Source organism: Synechococcus sp. KORDI-52 (genome assembly GCF_000737595.1).
Lineage (GTDB): Bacteria > Cyanobacteriota > Cyanobacteriia > PCC-6307 > Cyanobiaceae > Parasynechococcus.
Map to the genome: position 1 here is coordinate 459,873 of NZ_CP006271.1, position 12,374 is coordinate 472,246.

At 60.1% G+C, this 12,374-nt stretch carries 9 protein-coding genes; 3 read left to right on the top strand and 6 right to left on the bottom strand.

The genetic code is table 11. The features are described from left to right. Positions 1 to 20: 20 nt before the first annotated feature. From queG to KR52_RS02370, 3 genes are read left to right on the top strand one after another with little or no spacing between them, the layout of a single operon-like run. Positions 21 to 986 (top strand): tRNA epoxyqueuosine(34) reductase QueG, encoded by a 966-nt coding sequence (gene queG / locus KR52_RS02360; RefSeq protein ID WP_038551975.1) that lies wholly within the window; start codon positions 21 to 23, stop codon positions 984 to 986. A gap of 19 nt (positions 987 to 1,005) precedes the next feature. Next, positions 1,006 to 1,887: a tetratricopeptide repeat protein gene (locus tag KR52_RS02365; RefSeq protein WP_038551978.1), complete on the top strand. Its 882-nt coding sequence runs from the start codon at positions 1,006 to 1,008 to the stop codon at positions 1,885 to 1,887. 45 nt (positions 1,888 to 1,932) lie between these two features. Beyond that, positions 1,933 to 4,401 (top strand): DNA topoisomerase (ATP-hydrolyzing) subunit A, encoded by a 2,469-nt coding sequence (locus KR52_RS02370; protein WP_038551982.1) that lies wholly within the window; start codon positions 1,933 to 1,935, stop codon positions 4,399 to 4,401. Between the two features lie 7 nt (positions 4,402 to 4,408). On the opposite strand, the gene purF is transcribed toward KR52_RS02370, so the two are convergent. The 6 genes from purF to KR52_RS02400 form a co-directional block, all read right to left on the bottom strand. Continuing rightward, the gene (purF, locus tag KR52_RS02375; RefSeq protein ID WP_038551985.1) at positions 4,409 to 5,866 is read right to left on the bottom strand and encodes an amidophosphoribosyltransferase; all 1,458 of its coding nucleotides are present in this window, start codon (positions 5,864 to 5,866) and stop codon (positions 4,409 to 4,411) included. Positions 5,867 to 5,927: 61 nt separating this feature from the next. Beyond that, positions 5,928 to 8,234, bottom strand: coding sequence for a phosphoribosylformylglycinamidine synthase subunit PurL (gene purL, locus KR52_RS02380; protein WP_038551988.1), 2,307 nt, complete (start codon positions 8,232 to 8,234; stop codon positions 5,928 to 5,930). Between the two features lie 40 nt (positions 8,235 to 8,274). Further along, complete coding sequence (locus tag KR52_RS02385) at positions 8,275 to 9,033, bottom strand: hypothetical protein (protein ID WP_038551992.1); 759 nt, start codon at positions 9,031 to 9,033, stop codon at positions 8,275 to 8,277. Between the two features lies 1 nt (position 9,034). Continuing rightward, on the bottom strand, positions 9,035 to 10,192 hold the full coding sequence (dnaN, locus tag KR52_RS02390; RefSeq protein ID WP_038551995.1) for a DNA polymerase III subunit beta: 1,158 nt from the start codon (positions 10,190 to 10,192) through the stop codon (positions 9,035 to 9,037). Positions 10,193 to 10,625: 433 nt separating this feature from the next. Then, the gene (thrC, locus tag KR52_RS02395; RefSeq protein WP_051834388.1) at positions 10,626 to 11,684 is read right to left on the bottom strand and encodes a threonine synthase; all 1,059 of its coding nucleotides are present in this window, start codon (positions 11,682 to 11,684) and stop codon (positions 10,626 to 10,628) included. A gap of 101 nt (positions 11,685 to 11,785) precedes the next feature. Next, positions 11,786 to 12,367, bottom strand: coding sequence for an alpha/beta hydrolase (locus tag KR52_RS02400; RefSeq protein ID WP_038552002.1), 582 nt, complete (start codon positions 12,365 to 12,367; stop codon positions 11,786 to 11,788). Positions 12,368 to 12,374: the final 7 nt, after the last annotated feature.

Consider the following 12,374-nt stretch of genomic DNA (forward strand, 5'->3'; position numbering starts at 1 on the left):
AGCGCCCAAGATTAGGGTCAATGCAAGGGCACGTCACCGACCAACAGACGCAACTGAGTCAGGCTCTGAAGCGGCGCGCCGCTGAGGAAGGCTTCAATCCCGTTGGCATTGCCAGAATCCCCGGGAGCCCACGGCTGAAGCTGCGCACCGAAGCCCTGCAGCGCTGGTTGGACCATGGACATCAGGCCGACATGGCCTGGATGGCAGCACCCCGACGTCAAGATCCCAGGCTTCTTTTGGACGGGGCCAAGAGCCTTCTCGCCGTTGGCCTCAACTATTACGTTGACGACCAACCCTCCCCTGGCTCCCTCAAGGTCGCCCGCTACGGCTGGGGACGGGACTACCACCGGGTTGTGGACCAACGGCTCCGACGGATCGGTCGCTGGCTGTCGAAACATCGACCCGACTGTGGCTGGCGCGCCTGTGTTGATGCCACACCGCTGCTCGACAAGGCATGGGCTGAAGAGGCAGGGCTGGGCTGGATCGGCAAGAACAGCAATCTGATTCACGCCGAACGGGGCTCGTGGATGGTGATCGGCCACCTACTAACCACGGAACCCTTGGACGCCGACCCGCCAGCACGAAGCCTCTGCGGACGCTGCACAGCCTGCATCGATGCCTGCCCCACGGATGCGATCCAGGAGCCTTTTGTAGTGGATGCACGGCAGTGTCTTGCTTTTCACACCATCGAAAACAGAGCCAAAGACCTACCGGAACACATCCGCACCGCCCTTGGGCCCTGGGTGGCGGGGTGTGACATCTGCCAGGACGTTTGTCCCTGGAACCATCGGACCTTGCCTCAGAGCAGCGATCCGGAAATGCAGCCACGCCCTTGGCTGCTGAATCTGCAGCATGAGGACATTCAGCGCTGGGATGACAGCGTCTGGGACCAGAAACTGCGTGGATCGGCCCTCAGACGAGTCAAACCGTGGATGTGGCGACGCAACGCCGCTGCGGCACAACCGGATCCCACACCTACGCTTTAGCGACTCCACGATCGCTCCAGTGCTGCGTCGAATCCGCTTCCGTCGAACGCTGGCGGCTGCACTCCTGGTCGTTGGGGGTTGGGTTGGAGCCCCGGCTGCGAACGCACTGATCCCGTACGTCTACCTTCCCACCGAGGAGGAACTGAAAGGCTCATCCATCGGCATCGGACGGACGGCTGCGCAGTTGCTGCAGTTGGGACAGTCCAAGGATGCAGAACGCCTCGCAGCTCTGGCGGTTCGACTCAATCCAAATGACGAAAGGTTCTGGTCGATCCTGGCGGAGGCACAACTCCGCAACAACGACCTCGACAATGCGAGCCGATCTCTGGCCCGCGCCAAGAAGCTGAATCCGGAAAAAGCCGGCCTCTGGTTTGCCGAAGCTGCCATCGCCCTGCGAGGGGAACGCCCCGAGGACGCCGTACCGCTGATTGCCCGCGGACTCCAATTGGATCCGAACAACGCTGCGGCCTATTTCGACCTCGGCAACGCCAGGATCATGCAGAACGAACTCCCGCTGGCCTTGGAGTCGTTCGAAAAAGCCACCGCTCTGAAACCGGAGTTCTGGGAAGCCCTGAACAACCAAGCTTTGGTGCTGTACGAAATGGGCCAGCGTCAAGAAGCGGTGCGACGCTGGCGCCGGGTGTTGAAGCTGGAGGCCAACGCCGAACCGATGCTGGCCCTGGCCGCAGCCCTGCATCAACGGGGTGAACAGACCGAAGCGATCCAGCTGGCATCCACGGCATTGGCCAAAAACCCCAACTACGTCTTGCCGTTGCACCAAGCGGAACAGCTTTGGGGTGTTCGCATCCGTAAGGCAACGGCACAATTGCTGAGCGAGCCGGAACTCACGAACAGCGTGGAACGCGCCCAAGCCAACGCAACGTGGAAGAAAAGCCAGTGATCATCTGTAGGCTGAGCGACCTACGGTCAGAAAGCGACAGACCGAATGGCTGAGGAGCGCGTTCAACCGATCGCCCTGCATCAGGAGATGCAGCGCTCCTACCTCGAATACGCGATGAGCGTGATCGTGGGTCGGGCGTTGCCCGATGCCCGCGATGGTCTCAAGCCCGTCCAACGGCGCATTCTCTACGCCATGCAGGAGCTGGGGCTCACCCCAGACCGTCCCTACAGGAAATGCGCAAGAGTCGTTGGTGACGTTCTCGGTAAATACCACCCCCACGGTGATCAAGCCGTCTACGACGCCTTGGTGCGGCTTGTTCAGACCTTTTCCAGCCGTCACCCCCTGCTCGACGGCCACGGCAATTTCGGCTCGGTGGACGACGACCCACCAGCGGCCATGCGGTACACCGAAACCCGCCTGGCACCGATCTCCCACCAGGCGATGCTTGAGGAAATCGGCGAAGACACGGTTAATTTTGCGCCGAACTTCGATGGGTCCCAACAGGAACCCACCGTTCTTCCAGCCCAGCTTCCCTTCCTGCTGCTGAACGGCTGCTCCGGCATCGCCGTTGGCATGGCCACCAGCATTCCTCCTCACAATCTGGGCGAGGTAGTGGATGGCTTAGTCGCTCTGATCCGGAAGCCGGAAATCAGCGACGACAAACTGCTGGACCTGATCCCGGGGCCCGACTTCCCCACAGGTGGTGAAGTGCTGATCAGCTCAGGACTCCGGGACACCTACCTGCACGGCCGCGGCAGCATCCCGATGCGCGGGGTCGCCCACACCGAAGAGGTGCAACCGGGAAAGGGGCGCCACAAGCGCAATGCCGTGGTCATCACAGAGCTGCCCTACCAACTCAGCAAGGCCGGCTGGATTGAAAAACTGGCTGAATCCGTGAACGACGGAAAAATCGGCGGCATCGCCGACATCCGGGACGAAAGCGACCGCGAAGGCATGCGTGTTGTGGTCGAGCTGCGCCGCGATGCGGATCCGGACAAGGTGCTGAAGGATCTTCAACGTCGAACGGCGCTGCAAAGCAACTTCGGAGCCATCCTGCTTGCCCTGGTGGATGGACAACCCCAGCAGCTGTCGCTGCGCCAACTGCTTCAGACCTTCCTCGATTTCAGGGAACTGACCCTGATCCGGCGCACCAGTCATGCCCTACGCAAGACCGAAGACCGGCTTGAGGTAGTGGAAGGTCTGATCACGGCACTGAACAATCTGCAGGCCGTGATCGCCATGATTCAGGAGGCCAACGACGCCGCCTCCGCGCGCGCCAGCCTGATGGTGCACCTCGACCTCAGCGAACGACAGGCCGATGCGGTATTGGCCATGCCCCTCCGGCGTCTGACCGGACTCGAGCAGGAAAGCCTGCGCCAGGAGCTGGATGACCTGCGGGCAGAACGGCAACGGCTCAAGTTGCTCCTGGACAACCGGGATCAGCTGCTGGACGCGATGGTGACGGAGCTCAAGGCGTTGAAAAAACGCTTCAGCACACCGCGGCGAACCCGCCTGGTGGAGGGCGGTGATGCCCTGATGGCCGAACGGGCAGCCAGCCAACGCCCGAACACGGAACTGTTGCGTCAGCAGGCTCTGGCTGCATTGCCCGGAGATGGTCGGGTGCTGATCCAGGCCGATGGACAAGTGAAGATCGTGACCCCCCAGGTGCTGGGCAGGCTGCACCTCAATGATCCTTGCCCTATTGGTGACGCACCGTCGCCGGCACAGGTGATCCTGCCGATCGAACCACCACCTCGACTGCTGGCGGTGAGTGCGGGGGGACGCATCGCCCAAGTGCGCTGGGAATTTGCCGGACAGCAACCCGGCCCGATAGACCGTTTCCTGCCCACCGGCCTCGACGGTGACCCCATCGTGTCGCTGCTGTCACTGCCCGACCAAAACATCGACGACCTGAGTCTTGGCTTGCTCAGCAGCGATGGTCGCTTCAAGCGGCTTCCCCTCAGCGACGTGGTGGACCTCTCCGGTCGTGCCACCAGCGTTCTTAAATTGAAAGAGGGCGTGGAGCTCAACTGTGCGGTGATCTGCCGCGACCAAGGAACTCTGGTGCTGGTCAGCGACATTGGTCGCCTGCTGCGCCTGCGGGTCACCGAGGATTCACTGCCGTTGATGGGTCGATTGGCACAGGGACCCATGACCATGCGATTGCTCCCCGGAGAACAGATCCTCGGAGCCATCTGCACAGAACAGACACCACTGATGCTGTTCAGCCAACAGGGATTGATTGGGCGTATCGACTGTTCAGGCCTGCGCTACAACCAGCGGGGTGATCTCGGCAGCATGGCCGTGCAGGTTGATGCGGAATCCGATCGCCTCGTGGGCATCAGCGCTGGACCAAGTCTTGTCGGTGTGCGCACCAGCAAAGACCGTCATGGACGCTTGGATCCGGAAGACATCAACATCTCCAAACCCGGAGACAAACTGATCGAGCAGACGTCTCTTCAGAACGGAGAAAGCATCGTTGAAGTGATCAACGCCATTCAACCGAACCCCTGAGCTCCGATCAGGAGCTGCAGTTCTGCTCAAGCCATTGGAAATAATCCTCGTCAATTCCACCGGTCACATAGTGGCCATCGAAACAAGACATCTCAAGGTCCTTGATCTCAGTGTTCTCGACAATGCTTTCCAACAGGTTCTCAACGGTCTGGTAGACGACATAGTCAGCCCCGAGAACATCTGAAATCTCATCACTGGTTCGGCCGTGGGCAAGGAGTTCCGCCCGAGTCGGCATGTTGATCCCATAAACATTGGGATAGCGAACCGGTGGAGCAGCCGACGTGAACGTCACTTTGTTGGCACCGGCGCTGCGTGCCATCTGAACAATCTCGCGAGACGTCGTACCACGAACAATCGAATCGTCGACAATCAAGACATTCTTACCGGCAAATTCAGTGCCGAGAGCGTTGAGTTTCTGACGCACTGATTTCTTCCTTTCAGCTTGACCCGGCATGATGAAAGTACGGCCGACATAGCGGTTCTTGTAAAACCCTTCTCGATACTCAAGACCCAATTGCTTGGCCACCTGCATCGCCGAAGGTCTGGCTGAATCAGGAATCGGCATCACAACATCGATATCGCCAGCCGGCAACGTTTCGGCAATGGTTTGAGCCAAACGATCACCCATCCGCAGCCGCGACTCATACACCGAAATGCCGTTCATGACGGAATCCGGTCGCGCCAGATACACGTACTCAAATGCACATGGAATCAGCCGAGGAGACTCGGCACACTGACGCTGGTGCAGGTTCAAATCGACGTCAATGAACACCGCCTCGCCAGGATCAACATCGCGAACGATGTCGTAGCCGCTGTTTTCAATCACCAACGATTCACTGGCGACAATCCACTCCTCACGCCCCTGTTCAGACAGCCGCCTGCCGAGAATCAGGGGGCGAATTCCATAGGGATCCCGGAAGGCCAGCATTCCGTGGCCGGCAATCAAAGCGATCGCTCCATAGGAGCCCTGAACGCGGTGATGCAGTGACGCCACCGCATCAAACAACTGATCCGGCGTCAGATCGCGTCCTGTGAGTTGAGCTTGAATCTCCGTGGCCAACACATTGACCAGCATCTCCGTATCACTGGTCGAATTGGTGTGACGACGATCAATCTTGAAGAGGTCCTGCTCAAGCTGATGGGTGTTGGTGAGATTGCCGTTGTGAACAAAAGTGATGCCATAGGGGGCATTCACATAGAAGGGCTGAACTTCCTCTTCCGACGCAGCAGCACCACGGGTGGCATAGCGAACGTGACCGATCCCGGCATTGCCCAACAGCTTTCGCATGTCTCGGGTGCGAAAGGCTTCACGCACTCGCCCCCTTTGCTTGTGTACATGGAAGGTGTGATTGTCCATCGTGACAATCCCTGCCGAATCCTGACCACGGTGCTGAAGCAGAAGCAGATTGTCGTAGATCTGTTGGTTGACTGAGTCAACACAGAACATTCCGATAATGCCGCACATGATGAATCCGTAGACAGAGAGATGAGGAAGAGAAACGACCGTCAGGTCACGCCTGACGCAATCACTCCGAATGGATCCGTCGGGGCAACGCATCACGGAATACAGCGGCACAGCGTTGCACCTCGAGATCAAGCTGAACAACCGATTCAGATCGGATCACCAATCGAGCCTCCGCGGTGACGCGTCCAAGCTGGGTGACAGAGAGCGCTGGATTGGATCCAATCAACTGCTCCCATGCAGGGAGACTGGCTGCGTTCACCGACACAATCACCCGGCTTCCGCCTTCGGCGAACAGAACGCGCTCCAGGCGAGCTAAGCCTGTGGACAGCGTCACGTCGATGCCCAGATCAGAGGCGATGCAAGATTCAGCCAATGCCACCGCCAGGCCGCCATCACTGCAGTCGTGGGCGGAGGCCAACAGCCCCTGAACAATGGCCTCACGCACCAGACGCCCCACCGCTGCTTCAACGGCAAGATCGGGCTTGGGCGGTCGTCCGGCCAGTGATCCAAGGGTCTGCTGCTGATAGGCACTGCCCGCCAAACCAAGGCTGGGATCCGCGCCGTCCTCCGGCGGAACACCGATGAGGAAGATGGCATCGCCGGGCTGTTGCCAGGCCAAGCCAGTCACACGGCTGATGTCATCCACCCCACCAACCATGCCGATCACCGGCGTGGGATGGATCGGTTGCATCGTGCCGTCGTCCTGTTTGGTCTCGTTGTAGAGCGAGACATTGCCCCCAGTGACGGGGGTGTTGAGGGCGCGGCAGGCTTCGGAGATCCCGCGGCAGGCCATGGCCAGCTGCCAGAACCCCTTGGGTGTTTCCGGTGAGGGGAAATTGAGGTTGTCGGTCACCGCCAGGGGCTCCGCCCCAACACAACTCAGGTTGCGTGCCGCTTCCGCGACAGCGGCCTGGGCGCCGCGTTCGGGATCCAGGGCAACCCAACGGTTGGGGCAGTCCACCGTGGCGGCAACACCACGATTGGATGCAGCCATGGATCCATCGCCCTGCTGTGGTCTCAGACGCACCACAGCGGCATCAGCGGCACCGGATGAGACCACCGTGTTGGCCAGCACCTGCTGGTCGTACTGACGGTGAACCCAGTGCTTGCTGGCGATGGTGGGATCGTCCAGAAGCTGCAGGAGGGCTGCCGCGGCATCTGTCAGCTCCGGGAGCTCCTGCTCGGTCCAGCGCCAGAGCGCCTGAAGGTCTGCCGGGGGCTCCTGCAACAGGGCATGTTTTTCGATTGGGGTGTCATCGGCAAGAGCTGTGGCCGGCACCTCAGCGGCGACGGCACCGTGATGCAACACCCGCACAATCGGTTCCTGGAGCACCTTGCCCACAACCGCTGCCTGCAAGCCCCAACGACGGAACCGCTGCATCAAGGCGTCCTCCCGGCCGGCCTTCACCACGAACAACATCCGTTCCTGGGATTCCGACAGCAGGAACTCGTAAGCCGTCATCCCGGTTTCACGGGCCGGAACACGATCCAGATCCAGTTCCACCCCCAGGCCCCCTTTCGCGGCCATCTCCGAACAGCTGCAGGTCAGACCGGCTGCGCCCATGTCCTGAGCAGCCACCACATCACCACTAGCGAAGGCCTCAAGACAGGCTTCAATCAGCCCTTTCTCTAGAAACGGATCCCCCACCTGAACGGCGGGGCGATCATCCAGGGAATCAGCACTGAGTTCAGCACTGGCAAAGCTGGCTCCCCCCATGCCATCCCGGCCGGTGGTGCTGCCGACATACACCACGGGATTGCCGACGCCGATCGCACCGGATTTGACGATCTCCTCGGTCTCCATCAACCCGAGAGCCATGGCATTCACCAGCGGATTGCCGGAATAGGAGGGGTCAAAGGCAACCTCGCCACCCACCGTCGGCACCCCAACGCAGTTGCCGTAATGGGCGATGCCAGCCACAACGCCTTCGATCAGACCGACATTGGCGGGATCCTCAAGAGGACCGAAGCGCAGAGCGTTCAGCAGCGCGATCGGACGGGCCCCCATCGTGAAGATGTCACGCAGGATCCCGCCCACCCCTGTTGCTGCCCCCTGAAAGGGTTCGACAGCGGAGGGGTGGTTGTGGCTTTCGATTTTGAAGGCCAACCGGTGGCCCCCTCCGAGATCCACCACGCCAGCGTTTTCGCCCGGTCCCACCAGGATGCGTGGTCCCTCTGTGGGGAAGCCACTCAGCAAGGGCCGGGAATTGCGATAACAGCAGTGTTCGGACCACATCACACCGAACATGCCCAGCTCAGCTCGGTTCGGCTCGCGACCGAGTCGACGGCAGATCTCATCCCAGTCACTGGGCTTGAGCCCTTCCTGCTTCAGGGCTGCAGCTATGTCGTACGCAGGGGAGGAAACCACGAATCGCGGAGCACCTCCCCCCAGTGTTGCCGACCGCCCGTCAGACCCAGGGGTCTTCGTCCTCGCGGCGGCGGCGGGAGGGGGCGTCCTCCCAGCTGTCGTCGTCCCAGACCTCAGGTCCAGACAGGACCTCGGGCTCGGGCTCGTCGTCATCAGGCGAGGAGCGCATGGTCTCTGAGCGCAGATCGTCAATGGGCGCGTCGTCCAACCACCCCTCCAGGCGATCACCAGCGCGGTCCCCCATGGCCCGCAACTGGTCCCGCCAGCGTTGGGTGCGTTGGAGCAGATCTTGACGCACGCTGGCTCGAGCCATGGGCAGATCATCCAATCCCATCAGGCCGGTTTGGATCTGACCAGGTTGCTGATCAAGGATGCGATCCGGAGCCAAACGCCATCGGGAACTCCCCGGCAGTCGCGGGTCGCTGCGGGCGATCAGGTAATGAAGAATCGCACCGTCAGCGGGGCGGAAATCGAGATCCACAACGCTGCCAATCCGCTCACCGTTGCGGTCCAGCAAGGCTGCATCCATCAGCGTGGGCAAGCGATCCAGAGTCACCTGGTCGGTGAGCGCCGGTTCGCCGCGCACGAAAACCTGCTGATCCGTCAACCCACAACACTGGTTCAAACGCCAGACATCTCGCGACATGCGCAGGGCTGATGGACGGCTGACCCAGCCCAGCAGCCGATGCACCGGCGGATGCATCCAGGCCATGACCCCAGGGCCATGGTCCAAACCCAGATCACAACGAACGGTGTGACTCAGAAGATCACTGAGAAGCAGCTGATCCGGAAGCGACACATCAGGAACGAATTTGAACGGGCATCACCAGATAGGTGAAGGCTTCGGAGGCTTCATCGGATCGAAGCACAGCCGGTGTGGTGGGGGCATTGCAGTGCAGAACAATCCGATCGGAACCCAACGCTTTCAGGCCATCCAGCAGATAGCGAACATTGAAAGCAATCTGAATCGCATCACCCTGCAGGTTGGCGGGAAGCGACTCTGAGCCACTGCCCACATCCTGGGCATCGGCACTGATCTGAACAACACCGTCTTCAGGCTGACTGCTGAATTTCACAACGTTGTTGTGTTGATCAGCCAGCACAGCAATCCTCTCCAAAGCAGCGATCAGGGAGCGACGGTCCATTCCGAAGGTGCGGGTGAAACCATCGGGAATCAGCTGGCCGTAATTGGGATACGTGCCCTCCAATGTGCGGCTGGTCACCATCTGGTCGGCCGCAAGAAAGACCACCTGGCCGCGATCACAGAACAAACTGACGGGTTCATCGGAGCGCCAGGACGTCATCAGACGTTCCACCTCCCGCAGAGAACGCGACGGGAGCGTCACCGCGAAACCCTGTCCATCAACAGTGTCGGTAACGGCCGCATCCTGCAAAGCATCATCAACATTGAGAACCGCAAGGCGGTGACCATCGGTGGCAGCCGCTTCCAGAGCCCGCTGGTTGAACTTGAGATGCACACCAGTCAGAAGTTGCTTGGCTTCGTCAGCACTGCTGGCAAAAAGGGTGCCCTTGAGCGCCTGCACCAACCGTTCTGGCTGCAGCTTGAGCGTCATGCCGCTCTCCACCATCGGAAGGTCGGGGTAGTCATCAGCACTCATACCGCGCATCTGATAGCTGCCACTCAAGCTGGTGAGCTGAACCTGTTCGCCGGAGTCGTCAACCGCAAGCGTGACCGGAGAATCACTGGACAAACGAGAGACGATCTCTCCCAGCAACCGGGCTGGAAGGGTGATGGCTCCACTGGTTTCCACACTGGCGGCAAGGGACGTCTGAATCCCAAGACTCAGATCAAACCCCGTGAGACTGAGTCGGTTGCTGCCGGCATCGGCAGTGAGCAACACATTGGCCAACACTGGATGGGTGGGGCGTGTGGCAACGGCACGACTCACCAGCTGCAAAGCGCCATTCAGTTCGGACTGTGAACAGACCACCTTCATCGTCCTGGAGACCTGAGTGCGCTGAGGTGTCCCACGGTTTCACAGGCTGAGGGGAAGTGCAATGGCCAGGGCAACGGGATTCTCTGTCGGCTGTTTGGTTCTTATGGATTTAAAAAAGAAACAACAAAAACAGCCGTCGTAGGGCCTGGGGAAACGGGGAAAAGCTGCCTTGAAACCAGTGCTCAAAGGAGTTTTTTGCCCTACACGGCTGAGGAGAATTTTTTACAGAATGGGGAACGTCACCTGTTTTTCCACCTCTTCACAGCAAGTGGAAAACCGGAGGCTCGAGAGAGTCGGATCTTTTCGTTGGTTTTCCACAGTGTGTTGGGGCGGTTCTGGCTTGTCTTCCGCAGCCGCTTTGTAGGTTGGTTTGCCGCAATGGCCACAAAAAAGCCCCCATAAGGGGGCTGAAGCGCGTTGATGGAGGGCGGTGTCAGAAGCCCATCACGTTGGCGACGGTGCCCAGATCGGGATTGAGATCGGTGTGGAAGGCGGCATCGTTGTTGCTGATGGCGCAGTCGGGATCCTTCAGGCCGTTACCGGTCAGAACGCAGACCACCGTGGCGCCGGCCGGTACTTCATCTTTTCGTTTAAGCAGGCCTGCCACAGAGGCAGCGCTGGCGGGCTCGCAGAAGATTCCCTCCTGGCCGCCCAGGAGTTTGTAGGCCGCGATGATCTCCGAATCGGTCACATCCAGGAACGCACCGTTGCTGGCTTCCCGTGCTGCCAGGGCCTTGGCTCGGTTGACCGGGTTGCCGATGCGGATGGCTGTGGCGATGGTTTCGGGATCCGCCACCGTGGTGTTGTTCACCAGAGGGGCTGATCCGCTGGCCTGGAAACCCATCATTTTCGGCAGGATCCGGCTCCGGCCGGCCTGCTGATATTCCTGAAAACCCATCCAATAGGCGGTGATGTTCCCCGCGTTGCCCATGGGAATGCACAGCCAGTCGGGGGCGTCTCCGAGGGCATCCACGATTTCGAAGGCTGCCGTCTTCTGTCCCTGCAGCCTGTAGGGATTCACCGAGTTCACCAGGGTGACCGGATACTTTTCCGCCGCTTCGCGAACGATGTCGAGGGCACGGTCGAAGTTGCCGCGGATCGCCAAGACCTCAGCGCCGTAGACCAGAGCTTGAGCCAGTTTTCCCTGGGCGACATAGCCATCAGGGATCAAGACGAAGGCCCGCATCCCTCCTCGGCGGGCGTAGGCCGCTGCTGCAGCACTGGTGTTGCCTGTGCTGGCACAGATCACCGCTTCACAACCGGCTTCCTTTGCTTTGCTGATCGCCATGGTCATGCCCCGGTCCTTGAAGGATCCCGTGGGATTGAGGCCGTCGTATTTCACGAACACCTTCACACCCTTGCCGATCTGGTCCGCGATTGATGGAACGGGAATCAGAGGGGTGGCTCCCTCGCGCAGGCTGATCACCGGCGTTGCATCGGTGACGGGAAGCCAGCTGCGGTAGGCCTCAATCAGTCCTGGCCAGTCCTGCATCACAGGGGTGGCACTAAAACGCCGACGGAGGTTCTGAAACAGGGACACCGGCTGGGATGGGGGGATTTCCGAAATCTAGGCGGCGTCCGTTCGGGGCTTGATCAGGGTTGTGCTTCCTTCAATCCGTCCAAAGGGGAGTCGGAGAAAAACTGCACCAGGCCGGCGATCGATTCAGCTTTTTCGATCACCCCAAACAGAGCAGGCAGATTCACCGCCAACACGGCATTGGGATAGCTCTTCAGAAAGCTCACTGCTGTGAGGCCATCTTCACTTTGCAATCCATTGATCACGCCCGCACGGATCGCTGGGACACTGACCTCTGGTTCCGGTGAGTGGATCGGATAAATGATGCGTGCAGTACGACGCAGGATGGCTTCACCGATCCGTGTGTTGATCAGACGGCTGGTGAGCACCAGGGGAAGCTCAAGTTTTTGATTGAGCATCTGCGAAACCTCTTGAGGGTTCTGCCCGGACAGCTCAAGCAGATTGCCCAGCAGTCCAATGCCTTCCCCGGTTTCGGCCAGGTGCTCAAATTCCTTGACCGGTATCGAGCGACGGAAAGCACCGCTTACGAGGGCCACATCGGTGGCGGCGTGCAGGGGTTGCATGATGCTGCTCCAACCGATTCCAAGCCCTGCGGCCAAGGCCACCAGTGAGGAACGGGTGAAAGGCCTGCGAAGCATCACGCTG

What these genes read in the sequence shown, in the direction of transcription:
- purF (WP_038551985.1), bottom strand. Translation starts at nt 5,866, where the DNA reads ATGTGCGGCATTATCGGAATGTTCTGTGTTGACTCAGTCAACCAACAG.
- queG (WP_038551975.1), top strand. Translation starts at nt 21, where the DNA reads ATGCAAGGGCACGTCACCGACCAACAGACGCAACTGAGTCAGGCTCTG.
- KR52_RS02400 (WP_038552002.1), bottom strand. Translation starts at nt 12,367, where the DNA reads ATGCTTCGCAGGCCTTTCACCCGTTCCTCACTGGTGGCCTTGGCCGCA.
- thrC (WP_051834388.1), bottom strand. Translation starts at nt 11,684, where the DNA reads ATGCAGGACTGGCCAGGACTGATTGAGGCCTACCGCAGCTGGCTTCCC.
- KR52_RS02370 (WP_038551982.1), top strand. Translation starts at nt 1,933, where the DNA reads ATGGCTGAGGAGCGCGTTCAACCGATCGCCCTGCATCAGGAGATGCAG.
- dnaN (WP_038551995.1), bottom strand. Translation starts at nt 10,192, where the DNA reads ATGAAGGTGGTCTGTTCACAGTCCGAACTGAATGGCGCTTTGCAGCTG.